Here is a 17,748-nt window from a genome sequence, read left to right as displayed (position 1 = left end):
GGCTCGTCTTGACGCGACCCTGTTGCGTCCGACATGCACGCACAACCCTGAAAAGGTTTCAGGGTTGTGCGTCTCTCGAATCTATCCAGCCCCACGTCTCAAGCTGCTGCCAGTCCCTGGTGCGGACCCGTTCTCCGATATCGGTGCGGTATCGCAGGTTAGGAATCACGACCATGCGCGCAACGCGATATGCCTCCCGGCTAGCATCTTCAACATTTTTTCCGGTTCCAGTGGCAACGCCGATATAACCGGTGGCGCCGCTGGTTACCAGCTGGCCATGTTGCTCAGCCACCTCGGCAAAGTGAAGGCGGGCATGGTCTGCGGGTGTCATGCCCGGGCGGAAGCAGATCGGTTCTCCTTTGGAAAGCTCTGCGTAACCAAGGCGGTAGGGGAAGGGCGGCACGGTCAACACCACCCCACAAGCAAAACCTTCCTGAGTCTTCAGGTGCAAGCTGGTTTTACCCACCATTTTGCTGAAGATGCTTTCCCAAGGTTCGGCATGTAAGGCCTCGCAAATCGCAAATCCTGGGTAGCCAAAGCGGCTGGTGAATTCCAGCGGCCACACCCCCGCCTCATTGACGATCAGGTTGATGTTGATATACCCGCAATAGGCGCTGGCGCGCAGCAGAGGGGCCAGCGGAGCGAGAGTAGCGGCAAAAAGTTTTCGAGCTCCCCGATAGCTGACGATGGTTCCCATCTCTCCCGTCAGTTCCCCCAGTTCCCCTGCAAAAAAGCGCTTGTGTTCAAAATCAATACACACAGCGTCGAGGAAGTCATCTCCGTTGAAATACGCGCCAACGCCTACTTCAACTCCCTGCAGGTATTCCATCAGAACGAAATCGGGCTCGTCCACATCAGCAGGCGCGGCGTGACTGTACATGGTCAAAAGGGCCAGCATGTCTGCGCTGTCCTCCATTTCTCCAATGTAGTTGCGCGTGCGTGGACTGTTGGCACCATTGAACTTCAGAACGTATCTTCCACCGCGCTTCTTCAGAAAATCCATCGCGTCCGCATAACGCGTGAAGCTATGGCTGGCCGCTGTGCGCAGTCCAATGCTCCGGCAAACTTCCTGTCCAAACGTGCGGTCAGCCTCCAGCCGGTCGCCGTACGCGCTGCCACCAATAACCTGAAAGCCCTGCCGCCGCAGCTCGTCCTGTTCCTTACCCATGGAGGCAGATTCAAAAAGGATGATCCCCTGATCGCCAGCTTGGTGAATCCATTCCAGCTCGGCGCGCCAGTCCGGGGTCGTCTGCAGCATGCCGCCAAACACGTCCTGACAAGCTTCGTCGCCGATAAACACACGAACTTCATGGCCTCGTTTCGCAAGGCCGTGGTACAGCGCGGCAAGATCGTTAAATTCCCCAATGCCCAGAAATCTCATGGCTTGTCCGGCGTGGCGTGGCGGCTGCAAAAGTGCTCTGTTTGTTTGATGAATTTCATGTCGGTGGATTTTGTGCCGGGTTGGTGTGACGAGGTGAACTGAGCGGATGCAGGCGGCGCTGACTTCCAGAATAGAGAAGTTTGGGGCAGCGTCTGTAGGGCTGCCGCCCATTCCCGCACCGGAGGCCACCTTTCTGCTGCGCCCGCAGGCTCTCCTGCGTAGCGGTGCGTTATCCTTTGGGCTGCCAGGTCATGCCGACCTCGCGACAGACAAATTACCCCCCGGGAAGAGTGGCACTCCGTGCGCAGAGGATGAAACATGAGTGAGGCAAGTAGCCAGATGATGTCCTCGGGGCAGTTGGGGTTCGGGTTTGAAGACGCCGCTGCCGGGACGCTGCCACCAGCTCTGCGAAAAGCCCGAAAAAGCGGTCCGGTCGCCGTGCAGCCGCAGACGCCGGAACCAGAAGCCATGGCCCGCCTGCTTGAGGCACATCCTGATTACCGCGTCTTGCGTCGCTTGCCTGTGCAGTTGCGGTTTGCGCATCAACCGACGGGACCGGTAACGCGTGTCCTTATTCTGGACACCGAGACGACGGGGCTGTATCACGCACGCGACCGCATCATCGAATTGGCCCTTCTGGCGGTCGATGTTGAAACCGCTACAGGTTTGCCCACGGGCGAAGTGGAGGTCTACAACGCACTCGAAGATCCTGGCATGCCGATCTCAAAAGAAGTTCAGGGGATCACTGGGATCAATGACGAGATGGTCCGCGGCCATCGTCTTGACGAACAACGTGTGGCGAGCATGCTGCTCAAGGCCGACCTGGTGCTGGCCCACAACGCCGGTTTCGATCGACCCTTTGTGGAAGCTCGCATGGCGCAGTTTTCCCGATTGCCCTGGGCCTGTTCCTTTGCAGATCTGGACTGGAAGAAGGAAGGTCGCAGCTCCGCCAAGCTAAGCCAGCTCGCGCTGGAGCTGGGCTGGTTTTACGATGCCCACCGCGCCGAGATGGATTGCCACGCGCTGCTGGCAGTGTTGGCATGCCAGCTCCCGCTTTCTGGTCATACCGGCCTGGCGGGTTTGCTTGCAGTCTCGGTGCGAACGAGCTACCGCCTGCAGGCTACTGCGGCGCCTTTTGAAGCCAAGGATTTGCTCCGGGCAAGAGGGTACCGATGGGATGCCGACATCAAGGTCTGGCAAATCAAGCTGGGCGACGAAAATTCACTGCGGGCGGAATGCCAATGGCTCAAGACTTCAGTTTATGCAGGGCGGTCAGCACGGGTTCAGCTTGAGCAATTTGATGCTTCCAGTCGCTACTCCGCGCGGCCGGGAATCGTCACCCTGCAGGCGCTGTAGGCCTTATTGGTAGGCGATGCCAGCCCCAACTTCCTTGCAGTAAAGGGCAGTCGCATGCAGGCCAGCGGGGGTCCAGTGCTGCGCGGGTGACATGACCTCGGCTAGAAGCTGCGTCCGGGCGTCATCTTCCACGCTTTGCAACTGGCGCTTCAAAATTGCCAGATCGCTGTCCAGCAACTCGGGTTGATCGTCGGGGGTCGGGGCCGTTTCTGGACGAGCGTTTGCCAAGCGCGCTGCGGCTCTGAAAGTGGGGCGTCGCTTGCCTGCACCCGCATCGCTCGCATCATGGGGCAACCCGTCCGCACTGGCGTCTCCGCGTATCCAGTCGTGTATGACTTGTAATTCATAGCTGGAGAAGACGCCAAACATCTCCGCCTTTTCGCCCTTGAGCAGATTCCAGAAACGGCTGCTGCCTACCGGCTCGCCGCGGTGGATCCATCCCGTTTTCTGGAGCTGATCCAGAAAGGCCGGCAAGTGTTCGGACGAAGACAACCATTCATTCACCGAGCGCCCGCTAACCTTGCAGTAGTCAGAATGCGCACCTTTGCCCGAGCCAGACTTGTTGGAAAAAATGCGCAGGACCTCGCGGTCCAGATCAAAGCCATCAATGACCTGTGTGGTGCTGATGCCTGCATCCGCCAGCTTGCTCCCTTCGCGAACACGGCGCCAGAATTCACCGCCATCGGACAGACGCGGCAAGAGATCGATCACCGACTGGCAAGCGCGTCGCGCGTGGCCGGTTTCGGCGTTGTCGACTGTGGCGTGCAAGGTAAAATAGTAGGGATCAAGGCCAAGTTCATTCAGCTCATATGCGGTGATCAGTAGGTGAAGTGGCAGCTGCTCGTAGGCCAGATTGAAGCCGACTATTTCGGGCAGAAATTTTTCGGCATTCCATCCCAGAGCGAGCTGAATCAGACCTTGTCTATAGAAATCGTCCGCCAGATCGTCCAGGGGATCCAGACCGTGACGCGACAACAGGTCTCTATATATAAGTACATGATTTTTGTCGGCCAGGCCTTCGCCCAGTTCCTCGACGTAGGTGCGAATCAGGTCTGCCAATCGGGGGTTTTTCCAGTGACGGGTGAGACCATACAACCAGGCTCCGTCAACCAGCTTGGTCGGGGCAACCGTGCGAAGAAAATACAGAGCGTGAGAACGGTTGGAGAAATACCGGCGCGGAGCGCCTCCTTTGCGTTCTTCCAGATAGAGGCTGTAGCTGGCGTGAACGGACTGCGTACCGTCGTGCATCCAGGCGATCAAATCATCGGGCGACTCCGGCAAGCCTGAAGAAAGGCTGTGTGCGCGGTCGAGCTCGTAGTGAACAAACGATTCAGCCGACTCGCGAGTAGAGCTGTCCGGGCGCGAATCTGCGAGGCGGCTGTACAGGTGGGCATAGGCGTGCGGCCGGGTAGGGACAGATGCGGATGGCATCTTGTTTGGTAAAGAGGGGAGCCATTCGCCGGGAGTGATAAACATGGATATGAGTGCCTAATGAGGTACTTCAGTGTCGGGACCCATCGGGGGCGTGATGTATCAGGCTTGGCCGCTCACCTGCGTGGGTTCGTTCCTACGCGGGTCGGTCAGTGACGAAAGACAGAGAGGTTCGCGGCAATGCGACAGCCCCAGGATGGTGGAAGCAAAGGGGTCAATGCAAACGCAAAGAAGGCCACGCGACGTCGTAACACTCACCGGCTGCGGCGAGAACGCCGGCGAGCAGGGCCAGACGTTTGTTTTGTTCGTGATGACCGCCGCACCCAAGATCAAAAAGGCCAACGGTCCAGTTGCCTTCTGCCGACGCTGCCGGCCTCAAGGATCGAACCATCAGGCCATGGTGGCGAGAGGGGCGGGTCAGGCGGTCGTTGATGATTCTCAGCAACGACGCTTCGGATAAAACCTTTTTTCCAACCGCTTCTTTCCAGTCGGTGATGTCTAGCTGGGCTACTCGCATATCGATGCTCCCTAATGCCAAGTCCCATGCGCAGGAACAAAATACCCCATTGCGGACATCATCTTTACTGCTTGCAGTGCCTCGGGTGGTCAGCAAACCAGGGGTTCTGGTGTAGGACGGGCTTGGTGAAGAAGGGCGGGGAGCTCATCCAGCAACTCTCTCGCGAGATAGCCAATGGGGCCGAAGCGCCGGGCAAGGCGTTCGCCCGCCTGGGCGTGCACAACAATCCCCCAGGCAGCCGCCTGTTCAAGTGAGGCGCCGCGCGCCGCCAGGCCGGCAATGAGTCCGGCGAGGACGTCGCCTGACCCGGATGTGGCCAATCCCGGCACAGCGGCGGTGTGGCTCCATGTCCCGGCATCAGGAGTCGCGAGGATGGTCGTGGCCCCTTTCACGACCACAGCGGCCCGCAAGCGGGATGCGAGCTCCTGCCCGGCGGTGACAGGATCTTCCAGAATGGCAGTTTTGGGCGCCCCGGTCAGGTGAGCCATTTCGCCAGCATGCGGCGTGAGCAGGACGGGTTGCGTGAAGACCATGCCCAAAAGCGCGGCATCCATCGCAAGGGCATCCAGCACGCAGGGCAGGGACCTGCTGTTTTCGAGCAGGCGTTTTACAAATCCGGAAGTCGTTTCCGCATCCATCAGTCCTGGCCCGACCAGCATGGCGCAGCAGGTATTCAAACACTCCAGCAGCCCTTCTACGCCCTCGCTTTCCAAGCCTCCGCTATCGCTTTCTGGCAGGGCAATGACGCGGGCTTCAGGCAAGGCCAGGGCCAGTTCGATGGCAACACTCTCGGCTGTTGCAACCGTTAGCTTGCCCGCACCAGCGCGCATTGCGGCTGATGCAGCGAGCAACGCGGCCCCGGGAATTTCCCTGCTGCCGGCAACAATCAGCACATGACCCCGCACTTCCTTGTCGGCGTCAGACCCCGGCATGGGCAGCGCCCATTGCTGCAATGTTTTGAGGTCCAGCGGGATTGGTTTTTTCACAGGATCAGTTTCTGTCAGGGCTTGGCTGCTGCAGGAACGTCAGCAGCCGTGGTTACCGGCGTTCCAGCCTGCTCAAGCGGCGCGACCAGATTTTCATGATCGAGCACAAGCTGTTCAATGGAGTCGGGGCCGGGCTCCAGCCGGTACGAGGTGACGCCGCAATTGGGCACGTCACCCATTCGGTCAATTTCAAGAATGCGGGCTTCGGTCAGGTTTTCCACCAGGTAACGCATGCAATTGACGATCACCTGATGCGCAACGATCAGAACCCGCTTACCAGCGTATTCACGCGCGATCATTTCCACCAGGCTGCGCAGGCGCAAGATCACGTCACACCAGCTCTCACCTCCCGGAGGACGAAAGTAAAACTTGCCAACATGCCCACGCTGTTCGTCAAGCTCGGGATACTTTTGCTGAATTCCGTGCCGTGTCAGTCGGTCAAGGATTCCAAACTCTTTTTCGCGAAGCCTTTCATCCAGGCGGAGTTGCAGGGCTCCACCGGCGCCGTGTGCAATTGCTTCGGCGGTCTGTACCGCCCTGACGTAGGGTGAACATAAAACCACTTCGGGCCGTGCATCGTCTGGCAGATGGCCAAACCAGCGGGCAAGGCTTCTGGATTGTTCTACACCGAGCTCTGACAGGGGAACGTCGATGTCACGCCAGGCAATGTCGATGACCGACAAACCCTCCGCCTCGGCGAAATCCCGTGCCACGTTGCCCGCGCTTTGCCCGTGCCGGACAACCCACAGAATTGCGGGCAATTGAGCCGATGCCACGCGGGACACGTTCAGGGAGTGGTTTTCTTTTCGCCCCGATTGTGGGAGCCGGTTGGCGAATTGGGATTGCGCTCAGGCGCCGTGCTGCTACGCGGCGCGCCCTTGCCGGTGTTTTTATCCTTGGCTGGATGGTTTTTGCCGCCGTTGGAGTCTTTGGAGGATTGAGGCATGGTGCTTCCTTGAATAATGGAAAGCACTCAATATAAAAAGCGACGCTGCGGGGGCGCGTAAGAGGCGGTCGCGATGGGTGTAGGACGGAGGATGAATCTGATCAGCAGGAGTTCAAGCTGCGGGCGAGGGCGCGCGGGTTGCCTTGACGATGCCATCGGCAAGAATGTCCGCTGAGCAGGGCTTTGGAAGGATGTCAAATCCCGATTTGGCGATGATGTCCATCTGCTCAGCGTAGCCCGTCATCAACAGAATATTGAGCGACGGGTAAGTGGCCCGAGCGTACTTGGCCAGGGCCAGGCCGTCCATATCCCCGGGCATCATCACATCACTCAGGAGGAGGTCTGGTAACTGGACCTGCGCCGCCAGCCATTCGCGCGCAAAATGCGCCCGATCCACCCGCGTCACGGTGCAGCCCAAAGCCTGGAGAACCAGCACCAGGGCATCTGCAACCTCGTTGTTGTCTTCAACCAGAAGTATGGTTTTGCCTAAATGCCGGTTGACCGGGCTGGCGAGTGCCTTTCCGGCCGGGGGTGAACTGCTTTCGGCCGGAAAGTACAGGCTTACCGTGGTGCCAGCGCCTGGAACGCTTTCAATGGTGGCCGTTCCGCCAGCTCTCTGGCACAGCCCATAGACCTGGCTCAAACCCAGCCCCGTGCCTTGCCCTACCGGCTTGGTGGTGAAGAAGGGCTCAAATACTTTTTCCAGTACAGCGGGGTCTACCCCGGTGCCCGTGTCACGCGCCTGGATAACAACCGCAGGGCCTGTCATCAGTGCCGGAATGTCCGTGAGTGCATTGTTTGCCGAGATTGAAAAACTGCCGCCGTTGGGCATGGCGTCCCGTGCGTTGATGCCCAGATTCAGCAGGGCCAGCTCAAGCTCGGCCGCGTCCACCACAATCGACTGGGTGTCGCTGGCAACTTCCACCGACACCTGAATCTTGCTGCCGAGCACCGGCGCGACCAGTTCCTTGACTGGGGGGAGTTTGTCCTGCAAGCGGATGTGCTCGGGCACCAGGGGCTGCCTGCGTGAAAAGGCCAGCAACTGGCGCGTCAGTTTGGTGGCTGACTCCACCGCTCTGGTGATTGAAGCCAGCTGCGGGTCGACGGTGTCTGGTACCTTTCGCTTGAGCAGAAAAAGGTTGTTGCTGATCACCATCAGGGCGTTGTTGAAATCGTGCGCCACGCCTCCAGTCAACCGTCCCAATGCTTCCAGCTTCTGGGCTTGCAACAAGGCCTCCTCCGCCCGACGACGCGTCTGGGTTTCCTCGCCGAGGCGATCCGCTGCCGCTGCTGCATCGTTGGTGCGTCGCAACGCCACCCTTGCTGCCACAAACAGGCCGATGAGCGGGGGAATTCCGAATGCGAACAACAGCCCCACTTCCCTGAGCCATCTGTTTTTCACCTCGGTCAGGTCCACGCCGGTGCCCATGTACAAGGGATAGGCTCCAACTTTGCTGAAGGTGATGAGGCGGTCGCGGTTGTCCACTGAGGAAATGCCCCGCACGGCACCGGTCGTGTGTCCCGCGCGAATTTGCGTCATGACGGGGCTGTTGGTGCCGAGCTTGTCCGGCGCGTTGGCCAGTTGTGGCCAGCGGGTGTAGATAGCGCCATTCTCATGAAGCATGTTGACAGCCAGCCCCGGCTCGTCCTCGACCAGGTCGCTGTGAAATTTCTGGAAGTAGGCGGTATGCAGGCTGACGTTGACCACACCGCCGAAGCTCCCGTCAGGCTTTGTGAAGGGTGCGCTGATGTCGACCACCCGCTCGCCCGTGGTAACGGTCACCATGGGTTCCGAAAGGTAGGGCGAGGGCCCGCCCCGCTGATGAAACCTGAAGTAGGCGCGGTCTGCAAAGTTCAACGGAGGCAGGGGATGAATGCGGCTGCTGGCCAGCGGTACCCCGTCAGAGCCGATGATCCACGCTGACTGGACCTGCGGCTTTTCCTTCAGCAGTTCCACCAGCCGGGCGTGAAGCTCGTCCTTTTGTTTTTCCAGTTCGGCAGGGCTTTCTGCATCGACCAGATCAAGTATGCGGGCCTGAACGGATTCCGCTCCATCCAGCACTTTCAGGGCATGTTCATGTGCCACCCGCAAGGAGCGGTTGACCCGCAGCTCAGCAACCTCAACGAGCTGGTAGTACCGAAACGTTGCAAACGTAGCAAGCACAACCAGCGGTAAGGCGACGCTGAAAAGTGCGAGTCGTTGTAGGGACTGAACCGTGGTTCTTAGGGCTTTGCCGGGCATGGAAGGAGATTATCTGCCGCTCAGGACCGTTTCAACACCGGCAACCCCTAGGCCTGGCCGTTTTTTAGCTGCAGCGCAGCCTCGTACAGCTCGTTGCGCGAAGCGCCTGTGATTTCAGCTGCAAGCTTTACAGCGGTTTTCAGCGGCAGCTCGGCCAGCAGCAGCTGCAAAACCCGGCCGCTGTCATCGTGAACAACATCTGCCTCGCCGGGGTGCAACACCAGCACAAACTCACCGCGAAGCCGCTGGTTGCTGCCAGCTAGCCAGGCGCTGAAGTCCTGCGCAGCAATCGTGGCGATCTCTTCAAACTGTTTGGTCAGCTCCCGACCCACGGTGAGTTGCCTTGACCCCAGCAGCGCCATCGCCCTGGCAAGGGCTTCAATGCGATGCGGCGCTTCCAGGATAACCACGGCACGGGGGTCTGCTTGCAGGGCCTTTACGGCCAAATCCCTTTCGCCGGCCTTTGAAGGAAGAAAGCCCGCAAAGGCAAAGCCGGATCCACCACCGATGCCAGCCACGCTTAATGCTGCGGTGACACTGCTTGCGCCAGGCAAAGGCATGATGGCCAGGCCCGCAGCGCGCACGGCAGCCACCAGCCGGGCACCCGGGTCGCTCACCGCCGGGGTGCCGGCATCGCTCACGTAGGCGACCCGTTCACCGCGCTGAAGCCGCTCAATCACCAGCAGCGCGGCCTCCGCTTCGTTGTGTTCATGGACAGCCAGCAGGGGCTTGTCGATGCAGTACTGCCGCAGCAAGGTTTGGGTATGGCGTGTGTCTTCGCAGGCTATGGCGTGAACCAGCTGCAGCACATGCAAGGCACGCAGGCTGATGTCGGACAGATTGCCTATCGGCGTCGCCACCACATACAGTGTTGCTTCGGGATAATGCTGCATGCCTGCTGCGGCACGGGCCGCGGGCAGTGCAAGGTCGAAGGAAGCGTTCAATGTGTTTTTCCAGAAAACAGGTTGCAAATTTGCCCAGCGCGGCCACGCCCAGCGCAGCCGCGCAGCCTGGTCAGATTACCACCAAGCGCCTCGGTGACGCCGCTGAATCTCTGGCCTTGACACATCTGGTCAAAGCGGGTTTGCGGCGCGTTGAGGCCAATTATCGAACGCCGGGGCGGGGTGGTGGCGAGGTGGACCTCATCATGTGCGACAAGGAGGGCACCCTGGTGTTTGTGGAAGTCCGCCACCGCAAAAGCAGTCAGCATGGTGGTGCGGGGGCAAGCATAGGCACGGTCAAGCAGCGGCGGCTTGTTTTTGCGGCGCGCCACTATCTCATGCGTTATGCCAGTCCGCCGCCGTGCCGGTTTGATGTTGTCCTCGTACAAGGTGGCCTTCGTTCCACCGATGTGCCAACCATCGAATGGCTGCGCGGCGCTTTCGAGGCGGACTGATCAAATCAGCGTTTTCCAACGGGGTCTCCTGTGCCATTTGTAACTACGCGTTTGCGCCCCGTCATATTTGAGGGTTAATGCCAACCTCCGCCAGTCCGCCACCGTATATGGTCAGCGTATACCCTGAGGTTTCTGAATTGGAGTCAGTGTGATGAAGCGTGATTTCGGCTCAGCTTTTTTTGATCAACTTATGACCGAACACCCCGATGTGATGGGGGAAGAAAGGGGTGCGCTGAAAGACCTTGTCAACGAGGTTAGTGCGTTGCGCCGTTTGGCGGCGATGTCCGGGGACTGGAGTTGGCAGCAAGACAATCTCCATCGATTTACGGAGCCGTTCGCCCTGCTCCGCGATGGCGGGAGTGCTTTTGGCCCGGAGCAGGCGGCTGCAGGTCTTGCCCGGTGGGAGCTTCCCGGAAGTGTCGCGTTGAGTGCGCCCTGGGAGAAACACAGGGAAGTGCTGAACGCGCATGAGCCGTTCAAGGACTTCGAATATGAGTGCATGTCCCCTGATGGCGTGCGCAGACGATTTTCGATTGCCGGGGTGCCACTGTTCGATGATGCAGGGACCTTTACCGGCTACCGTGGAACGGCACGCATTCTTGAGACAGGCACGCCAGCGTCAGGATGGAACGAGGGGCCCATTTGCCTGATGGAAGCGGTAATTAAAAACCTTCCTATCGCTTGCCATTTGGAAACGCCAGGGCAGAACGACAGGGTGGCTGGCTGGAACAGGGCTGCTGAAGATCTTTACGGGATACCCCGTGATGATGCGCTTGGAAAAAGTTTCCCGAATTTGTGTGCCGCCCCGCCCGGCCAAAGTCTGGATGACGATGCGCTTGAACCCGCGCAAGCGGCTGACGCGACGGACTTGCAAAGCTGTCGCGTTTGGAGTCGATCCAAAGGTGCCCTCGATGTCCGCGTCCGGAAATTGCCCATCAGTAATTCGCAGGGTGTTCTGGAAGGGGTATTGGTTGCATCTGAGGAAGTCAGCGAGCAGCTGACCGCCCAGCGGCGTCTGGTTCAAAGCGAAAGACGGTTCGAGAGTCTGACGAGATTGTCAGCAGACTGGTATTGGGAGACAGATACCGACTTCAGATTCACCATATTGTCTGGTGGTTTGACCCCTCAGGCCAGAAATGTAATCGGGGACTTCATTGGAAAGACCCGGTGGGAAATAGACCCTGGCGAGAAGAACGCCGATTTATGGAACAAACATCGTGCTGATCTTCAGCGGCACGCAACGTTCAAGGATTTCGAATATGAGCGGGAGGAGCCGAACGGGGGGATGGTGGCTTTGTCCATCAGCGGTGAGCCGGTGTATGGGGACGATGGCGAATTCCGCGGATACAGAGGGGTGGGAACGAATATCACAGCCCGCAACGCGGCAGAGGCGGCGCTACGCTTAAGCGAATCGCGCTTTCGCACCCTGGTGGGCGCTTTGGCCGAGGGTGTTGTCCTGCGTGATGCAAACCAGAGAATTGTCGACTGCAATGCCAGCGCAGAGCGCATGTTTGGCAAAACGGCCGAGCAGGTCAGGGGTCAGGTTTTGATGGCCCCGGATTGGCAGGTGCTTGATGATGACGGCCACCCCCTATCCCCGGAAAAGCGTCCCGGGGCGAAAGCGGTCAGCACCGGGCGCACGGTTTCCAATGAGGTCATCTGCCTTCGCAGACCTGACGGCAGTCTGCTGTGGACCTCTGTGAATGTGCAACCCATCTTTGAAAACAACGGCAATGGCGCTTCGTCAACCGTCGCAGGGTACGTCGTGTCGATGGCCGACATAACCAAGCGCAAGATTGCCGAAAGGGAGGTCGCACGCCTTAATGTGGAACTCGAAAATCGCGTTTATCAAAGAACAAAGGAGTTGGAGGCAGCAAACAAGGAGCTGGAGGCGTTTTCATACTCTGTTGCCCATGATTTACGCTCCCCCTTGATCACCATCGACGGATTCTGCACCTTGCTGGAAAAGGCGGTTTCTCCCGAAACGCTACCGCGGGGCCGCGCATATCTGGATCGCATACGGGCGGGGGTGCGGCGAATGGGGGAGCTAACGGACGGCCTTTTGGCGCTGGCTCAACTGTCCCGTACAGATATTCGATGGGTCAATGTCGACCTCAGTGCCGAAGCCCGAAAAATTCTGCATCAACACAGCGAAGATGAGACAAGCGGTTTGCTTCGGCTGGAGGTGCAAGAGGGTATGGTGGTCAGGGGTGACGCGTCCCTGCTGCAGGAAGTTCTCGAGAACCTGATCGCCAATGCCTGGAAATTCAGCTCCAAAAAGGACAGGCGGGAAATTCTCGTGGGTTGCAATCTGGATCCGGTCGAAGGCGCCGTCTACTACGTCCGCGATAACGGGGCTGGCTTCAACATGGCGTTCAGGGACAAGCTTTTTATTCCGTTTCAGCGGCTCCACTCGGTTGATGAGTTCTCAGGAAGTGGCATTGGTTTGGCGACTGTAAGCCGGATCATCCTGCGACACGGCGGCAAGATTTGGGCTGAGTCTGTTCTTGACGAAGGCACCACTTTTTATTTCACGCTGGGAGAAGAGGCTCGGGGTGCAAGAGCAACTTCCCGAAGCGACGAGCCGGCAAGTTCGAAGCCTGGTCAGATCGGGCCCCAACATAAGACAGAGCTGCAGGCTGCCGATTCTTCTCTTGAATAGATGTGCCCTGCGGTGAATTCAGTACCGCGTCTGTTGCGTTCCATGGCCAGGGTGTGCGTAGGCGATTGAAATTGCTCCTAATTGTTAGGGATCAGTGCTAATTGTTAGTTGGGAAAATTTGACCCGCTATCATTGGCCCATGCTCGAACAACGCATTGAACAACACTTTATTGATAGCGCTGACCTGAAGTACCAGGCGGCCCAGATCCTGTCCAAGCCTATCGCGGCAGCAGTGCAGGCGATTCTTGCCAGCGTGACCAGCGGAGGCAAAGTCCTGGCGTGCGGCAACGGCGGGTCTGCAGCGGATGCGCAGCATTTCGCTGCGGAGTTTATTGGGCGTTTTGAGCGAGAGCGGCCCGAACTCGGCGCGATCGCGCTGACCACCGACAGCTCCATCCTCACCGCCATTGGCAATGACTACGATTTCAGCGTGATTTTTTCCAAGCAGGTGCGAGGCCTGGGCGGCGCCGGAGATGTCTTGCTGGCGCTGAGCACCAGCGGAAATTCAGCCAACATACTGGCGGCCATCGAGGCCGCCCATGAGCGGGAGATGACCGTTGTGGCGCTGACTGGCAGGGGCGGCGGGAAAATTACGGCGGCCCTGCGCGAGACCGACGTGCATATCTGTGTGCCGCACGACCGCACGGCACGCATCCAGGAGGTTCATCTTCTGACCCTTCACTGTATTTGTGATGGCGTCGATGCCCAATTACTTGGCGATCAGGAAAACACCTAATGAAAACCCAACGAATCACTTCAATCAAACGGCTGCTGTTGGTGGCTGGTGCTGCGACTGTACTGGGCGGCAGCCTCACGGCCTGCTTCCCGCTGGTGCTGGGCGGTGCTGCGGCCGGTGCGCTGGTGGCCATTGATCGCCGCACGTCCGGCGCCCAACTGGAAGACGAAGGCATTGAATTGCGCGCCATGAGCCGGTTGCGCGACGCCATTGGCAGCCGGGCCCGTGTCAATGTCACCAGCTACAACCGCCAGGTATTGCTCACCGGCGAGGTCCTTAACGAACAGGACAAACAGCTGGTTGAGCAGGTGGTGGCCAAGGTGGAGAACGTCACGGGTGTGGTCAACGAGCTGGCCATCATCAACAGCCCGACCCTGGTGCAGCGATCGTCTGACGTGCTGATCACCGGTCAGGTCAAGGCGCTGCTGATTGACAGCCGGGATTTGTTTGCCAATGCCTTCAAGGTGACCACCGAGCGCGGCACGGTTTATCTGATGGGCCGCGTAACCCAGCGTGAGGCGGACCGGGCCACGGAAGTGGCTCGCAGCGCACGCGGCGTGCAAAGGGTGGTGCGTATTCTGGAAATCATCAGCGAGGAAGAGCTGCGTCGCCTGCTGCCTTCACGTGGTGCCCCGGCGCCGGCTGCACCTCCCGCTGCGTCCTGAAGGCGCGGGTTGTCATAAAAAAAGCCGGGTGTTCCCGGCTTTTTTATTTCAGACGCTTGATCAGGCTGGAGGTGTCCCAGCGTTGGCCGCCCATGGCCTGAACATCCGCATAGAACTGGTCCACCAGTGCAGTAACCGGTAGTCGCGCACCATTGGTCTTGGCTTCATCCAGCACCAGGCCCAGATCCTTGCGCATCCAGTCAACGGCGAAACCAAAGTTAAACTTGTCGGCGACCATGGTCTTGCCGCGGTTGTCGAGTTGCCAGCTTTGCGCGGCGCCTTTGCCAATGACGTCCAGCACCTGGTTCATGTCCAGTCCGGCTTTCTGGCCGAAGGCAACCGCTTCACTGAGGCCTTGCACCAAGCCGGCAATACAAATCTGGTTCACCATTTTTGTCAGTTGACCCGCGCCGCTGGCACCCATCAAGGTAAACGCTTTTGAAAAAGCCATACCTGCTGGTTGGACGGCATCAAACGCTGCCGCATCTCCGCCGCACATGACGGTGAGCATGCCGTTTTGCGCACCGGCCTGACCCCCCGAAACAGGCGCATCCACGAAATGCAGTTTGAGCTCTTTGGCAACTGCATACAGCTCCCGCGCCACATTTGCGGATGCGGTCGTGTGATCGACAAAAACCGCGCCGGGTTTCATGCCCGCAAAGGCGCCGTCCTTCCCCAGGGTCACCCCGCGCAAATCATCGTCGTTACCCACGCAGCAAAACACGATGTCCGCTTCTTGCGCTGCTTCGCGTGGTGTCGTCGCGTGTTTTGGCGCTTTGGTTTGTGCGTATTCCTTGCTCCACGCGACTGCTTTGGCGGCGGTCCGGTTGTAGACCGTCACGCTGTGCCCAGCCAGCGCGAGGTGGCCGGACATGGGATAACCCATCACGCCGAGCCCCAGAAAGGCAACCTTGCAGGGCGGGGCGGACTCGTAGGTTTTAGGGTTGGTTGAGGACATCAAGGCTATCTGTTAAACGATGGACATGTGCTCGGTGCCCGCAGACAAGTCCTGCGTTTTGGCGCGCTGCGAGTTGAGCTTGATCTGCAGCCGCAGGTCATTCACCGAGTCCGCGTTGCGCAGAGCGTCTTCATACGTGATCATGTTGGCCTCGAAGGCGTCGAACAGCGCCTGGTCGAATGTCTGCATGCCCAGGTTGCGGCTCTTCTTCATGATCTCCTTGATCTCGGAGACTTCACCCTTGAAGATCAGATCGGAAATCAGTGGCGTGTTCAGCATCACTTCAACCGCGGCCACGCGGCCCTTGCTGTCCTGTTTGGGCACCAGGCGCTGCGAGATCATGGCTTTCATGTTGAGGGACAAGTCCATCAGCAACTGCGCGCGGCGCTCTTCGGGGAAGAAATTGATGATGCGGTCGAGTGCCTGGTTGGCGCTGTTGGCGTGCAGGGTGCACAGGCAGAGGTGGCCGGTCTCAGCAAAAGCTACCGCGTGTTCCATGGTTTCACGGTCGCGCACCTCGCCCATCAAAATCACGTCGGGCGCCTGGCGCAACGTGTTTTTCAGGGCGGCTTCCCAGCTGTCGGTATCCAGGCCCACTTCACGCTGTGTCACCACGCAGTTTTTGTGCGGGTGCACAAACTCCACCGGATCTTCAATGGTGATGATGTGACCATAGGAGTTTTCGTTGCGCCAGTCGACCATCGCAGCCAGTGTGGTGGATTTGCCGGAGCCAGTGGCTCCGACCAGGATGCACAGGCCGCGCTTGGACATCACCACATCCTTGAGCACCTGCGGCACGCCCAGGCCGTCAATCGTCGGCAGCACGGCGGGAATCACCCGCATCACCATCCCGACCTTGCCTTGCTGAATAAATGCATTGACACGAAACCGGCCAATGCCAGGCGGGGAAATGGCGAAGTTGCACTCTTTCGTGCGCTCAAATTCAGATGCCTGCTTGTCGTTCATGATGGCGCGTGCCAGCGCGAGCGTGTGGCCCGCGTTGAGCGGTTGCGGCGAAACCTTGGTGACTTTGCCGTCCACTTTCATGGCGGGCGGAAAGTCGCCGGTGATGAACAAGTCGCTGCCATTGCGCCCCACCATCAGCTTGAGAAGGTCATTGATGAATTTACTGGCCTGGTCGCGTTCCATGAAGAAGCCTTTTCAGATTAGGGCGTGGGGGCGGTTGTCATTGTGGGTTTGTCCCGCAATCCATGATGCACAGGACCGATCGTGGTGCATGGTGCATGGATCCCGGATCGAGTCCGGGATGACAATTCGGAGACGAGCGATGACTGAGCCGGCTCGTTAGTCAAGCCGGGGCCGCGGGACAGGCTTTGCCAGACCGCAGGCGCAGCGGCCCCCTCGGGGGGCAGGGAGCTACACGCAGTGAGCGACCGTGGGGGCAACATGTTCAGCCTGGGAAGTTCTCGGGAATTTTTGCCTTGCCGCGGGCTTCGGCCGCAGAAATCACGTTGCGTTTGACCAGGTCGGTCAAATTCTGGTCCAGCGTCTGCATACCCACGCTGTTGCCGGTCTGGATGGATGAGTACATCTGCGCCACTTTGGCTTCGCGAATCAAGTTGCGGATGGCGCTGGTGCCCAGCATGATTTCGTGCGCCGCCACGCGGCCCTGACCGTCCTTGGTTTTGCACAGGGTTTGCGAAATCACCGCCTGCAGGGACTCGGACAACATCGCGCGGATCATGTCTTTTTCTTCAGCGGGAAACACGTCAATGATCCGGTCAATGGTTTTGGCGGCACTTGATGTGTGCAGCGTGCCAAAAACCAGGTGGCCGGTTTCCGCGGCAGTCATGGCCAGGCGAATGGTTTCCAGATCGCGCATCTCGCCGACCAGAATCGCGTCCGGGTCTTCCCGCAGCGCGGACTTCAGTGCGGCGCTGAAGCTCAGCGTGTGCGGGCCGACTTCGCGCTGGTTGATCAGGCACTTTTTCGACTCATGCACAAACTCAATGGGGTCTTCTACCGTGAGGATGTGGCCGTACTCGGTTTCGTTCAGGTAGTTGACCATCGCCGCCAGCGTGGTCGACTTGCCCGATCCGGTGGGGCCGGTGACCAGTACCATGCCGCGCGGTTTCATGGCGAGGTCGCCAAAAATCTTGGGTGCGTTGAGCTGCTCAAGCGTCAAAATCTTCGACGGGATGGTCCGGAACACGGCGCCTGCGCCTCGGTTCTGGTTAAAGGCGTTAACCCGAAAGCGGGCGAGGCCGTCGATCTCAAAAGAGAAGTCAATTTCCAGAAACTCTTCGTAGTTTTTGCGCTGGGTGTCGTTCATGATGTCGTACACCATGGCGTGAACCTGTTTGTGGTCCAGCGGGTCGACGTTGATTCGCCGCACATCCCCGTGTACCCGGATCATGGGCGGCAAGCCGGCTGATAAGTGAAGGTCAGAAGCCTTGTTCTTGACGCTAAAAGCCAGCAGTTGGGTAATGTCCATCCCGGGAGTTCCTCTGA

Annotated in this window: 16 protein-coding genes; 5 read left to right on the top strand and 11 right to left on the bottom strand. The window is 59.0% G+C overall.

Translation table 11 applies throughout. The annotated features are described in order from the left end of the window. Window positions 1–58 precede the first annotated feature (58 nt). A complete protein-coding gene (locus VE934_RS09310; protein WP_324886674.1) occupies window positions 59–1,381 on the bottom strand; it encodes a phosphoribosylamine--glycine ligase in 1,323 nt (440 codons plus the stop codon). 318 nt (window positions 1,382–1,699) lie between these two features. On the opposite strand from VE934_RS09310, the gene VE934_RS09305 reads away from it, so the two are divergent. After that, a complete protein-coding gene (locus tag VE934_RS09305; protein WP_324886672.1) occupies window positions 1,700–2,737 on the top strand; it encodes a 3'-5' exonuclease in 1,038 nt (345 codons plus the stop codon). Window positions 2,738–2,740: 3 nt separating this feature from the next. Here VE934_RS09305 and VE934_RS09300 read toward each other — a convergent pair whose 3' ends face one another. The 7 genes from VE934_RS09300 to rsmI all read right to left on the bottom strand — a co-directional run bounded on the left by VE934_RS09300 (window position 2,741) and on the right by rsmI (window position 9,752). Beyond that, on the bottom strand, window positions 2,741–4,213 hold the full coding sequence (locus VE934_RS09300; protein WP_324886670.1) for an iron-containing redox enzyme family protein: 1,473 nt from the start codon (window positions 4,211–4,213) through the stop codon (window positions 2,741–2,743). Window positions 4,214–4,382: 169 nt separating this feature from the next. Beyond that, window positions 4,383–4,781: a hypothetical protein gene (locus VE934_RS09295; protein ID WP_324886668.1), complete on the bottom strand. Its 399-nt coding sequence runs from the start codon at window positions 4,779–4,781 to the stop codon at window positions 4,383–4,385. Further along, window positions 4,775–5,671 carry an NAD(P)H-hydrate dehydratase gene (locus VE934_RS09290; RefSeq protein WP_324886666.1) on the bottom strand — a complete coding sequence of 299 codons (897 nt, stop codon included), beginning with the start codon at window positions 5,669–5,671 and terminating at the stop codon, window positions 4,775–4,777. Before VE934_RS09290 ends, VE934_RS09295 begins: the two co-directional genes overlap by 7 nt. A 14-nt stretch (window positions 5,672–5,685) precedes the next feature. Then, window positions 5,686–6,432 carry a histidine phosphatase family protein gene (locus tag VE934_RS09285; protein WP_324886664.1) on the bottom strand — a complete coding sequence of 249 codons (747 nt, stop codon included), beginning with the start codon at window positions 6,430–6,432 and terminating at the stop codon, window positions 5,686–5,688. A 26-nt stretch (window positions 6,433–6,458) separates the two neighbouring features. Beyond that, complete coding sequence (locus tag VE934_RS09280; RefSeq protein WP_324886662.1) at window positions 6,459–6,617, bottom strand: hypothetical protein; 159 nt, start codon at window positions 6,615–6,617, stop codon at window positions 6,459–6,461. A 112-nt stretch (window positions 6,618–6,729) separates the two neighbouring features. Further along, a complete protein-coding gene (locus tag VE934_RS09275; RefSeq protein ID WP_324886660.1) occupies window positions 6,730–8,859 on the bottom strand; it encodes a hybrid sensor histidine kinase/response regulator in 2,130 nt (709 codons plus the stop codon). 47 nt (window positions 8,860–8,906) lie between these two features. Then, window positions 8,907–9,752 (bottom strand): 16S rRNA (cytidine(1402)-2'-O)-methyltransferase, encoded by an 846-nt coding sequence (gene rsmI / locus VE934_RS09270; protein WP_324886865.1) that lies wholly within the window; start codon window positions 9,750–9,752, stop codon window positions 8,907–8,909. A 50-nt stretch (window positions 9,753–9,802) separates the two neighbouring features. Here rsmI and VE934_RS09265 point away from each other — a divergent pair, with 50 nt between their 5' ends. From VE934_RS09265 to VE934_RS09250, 4 genes are all read left to right on the top strand, one after another. Next, complete coding sequence (locus VE934_RS09265) at window positions 9,803–10,255, top strand: YraN family protein (protein WP_324886658.1); 453 nt, start codon at window positions 9,803–9,805, stop codon at window positions 10,253–10,255. Between the two features lie 151 nt (window positions 10,256–10,406). Continuing rightward, window positions 10,407–12,917 carry a PAS domain S-box protein gene (locus VE934_RS09260; protein ID WP_324886656.1) on the top strand — a complete coding sequence of 837 codons (2,511 nt, stop codon included), beginning with the start codon at window positions 10,407–10,409 and terminating at the stop codon, window positions 12,915–12,917. Between the two features lie 139 nt (window positions 12,918–13,056). After that, window positions 13,057–13,653: a phosphoheptose isomerase gene (locus tag VE934_RS09255; protein ID WP_324886653.1), complete on the top strand. Its 597-nt coding sequence runs from the start codon at window positions 13,057–13,059 to the stop codon at window positions 13,651–13,653. Then, window positions 13,653–14,318, top strand: a complete 666-nt coding sequence (locus VE934_RS09250; RefSeq protein WP_324886651.1) for a BON domain-containing protein — start codon at window positions 13,653–13,655, stop codon at window positions 14,316–14,318. The genes VE934_RS09255 and VE934_RS09250 overlap by 1 nt, the downstream gene beginning before the upstream one ends. A 43-nt stretch (window positions 14,319–14,361) precedes the next feature. Here VE934_RS09250 and VE934_RS09245 read toward each other — a convergent pair whose 3' ends face one another. The 3 genes from VE934_RS09245 to VE934_RS09235 form a co-directional block, all read right to left on the bottom strand. Continuing rightward, window positions 14,362–15,276: an NAD(P)-dependent oxidoreductase gene (locus tag VE934_RS09245; RefSeq protein WP_324886649.1), complete on the bottom strand. Its 915-nt coding sequence runs from the start codon at window positions 15,274–15,276 to the stop codon at window positions 14,362–14,364. A 12-nt stretch (window positions 15,277–15,288) separates the two neighbouring features. Beyond that, window positions 15,289–16,425 (bottom strand): PilT/PilU family type 4a pilus ATPase, encoded by a 1,137-nt coding sequence (locus VE934_RS09240; RefSeq protein ID WP_324886647.1) that lies wholly within the window; start codon window positions 16,423–16,425, stop codon window positions 15,289–15,291. Window positions 16,426–16,687: 262 nt separating this feature from the next. Further along, entirely contained in the window at window positions 16,688–17,731 is a 1,044-nt protein-coding gene (locus VE934_RS09235; protein ID WP_077592542.1) for a type IV pilus twitching motility protein PilT, read from the bottom strand. Window positions 17,732–17,748: the final 17 nt, after the last annotated feature.

The organism is Polaromonas sp. (assembly GCF_035638815.1).
Classification (GTDB): domain Bacteria; phylum Pseudomonadota; class Gammaproteobacteria; order Burkholderiales; family Burkholderiaceae_C; genus Polaromonas.
The sequence above is the reverse complement of the archived record's forward strand: the minus strand, read 5'-3'. Positions and strand labels throughout refer to the sequence as shown.

Excerpts from the sequence above, each read along its gene's own strand:
- VE934_RS09310 (WP_324886674.1), bottom strand. The coding sequence starts at position 1,381 with ATGAGATTTCTGGGCATTGGGGAATTTAACGATCTTGCCGCGCTGTAC.
- VE934_RS09305 (WP_324886672.1), top strand. The coding sequence starts at position 1,700 with ATGAGTGAGGCAAGTAGCCAGATGATGTCCTCGGGGCAGTTGGGGTTC.
- VE934_RS09300 (WP_324886670.1), bottom strand. The coding sequence starts at position 4,213 with ATGTTTATCACTCCCGGCGAATGGCTCCCCTCTTTACCAAACAAGATG.
- VE934_RS09280 (WP_324886662.1), bottom strand. The coding sequence starts at position 6,617 with ATGCCTCAATCCTCCAAAGACTCCAACGGCGGCAAAAACCATCCAGCC.
- VE934_RS09275 (WP_324886660.1), bottom strand. The coding sequence starts at position 8,859 with ATGCCCGGCAAAGCCCTAAGAACCACGGTTCAGTCCCTACAACGACTC.
- rsmI (WP_324886865.1), bottom strand. The coding sequence starts at position 9,752 with ATGCAGCATTATCCCGAAGCAACACTGTATGTGGTGGCGACGCCGATA.
- VE934_RS09265 (WP_324886658.1), top strand. The coding sequence starts at position 9,803 with ATGTGTTTTTCCAGAAAACAGGTTGCAAATTTGCCCAGCGCGGCCACG.
- VE934_RS09260 (WP_324886656.1), top strand. The coding sequence starts at position 10,407 with ATGAAGCGTGATTTCGGCTCAGCTTTTTTTGATCAACTTATGACCGAA.
- VE934_RS09255 (WP_324886653.1), top strand. The coding sequence starts at position 13,057 with ATGCTCGAACAACGCATTGAACAACACTTTATTGATAGCGCTGACCTG.
- VE934_RS09250 (WP_324886651.1), top strand. The coding sequence starts at position 13,653 with ATGAAAACCCAACGAATCACTTCAATCAAACGGCTGCTGTTGGTGGCT.
- VE934_RS09245 (WP_324886649.1), bottom strand. The coding sequence starts at position 15,276 with ATGTCCTCAACCAACCCTAAAACCTACGAGTCCGCCCCGCCCTGCAAG.
- VE934_RS09240 (WP_324886647.1), bottom strand. The coding sequence starts at position 16,425 with ATGGAACGCGACCAGGCCAGTAAATTCATCAATGACCTTCTCAAGCTG.
- VE934_RS09235 (WP_077592542.1), bottom strand. The coding sequence starts at position 17,731 with ATGGACATTACCCAACTGCTGGCTTTTAGCGTCAAGAACAAGGCTTCT.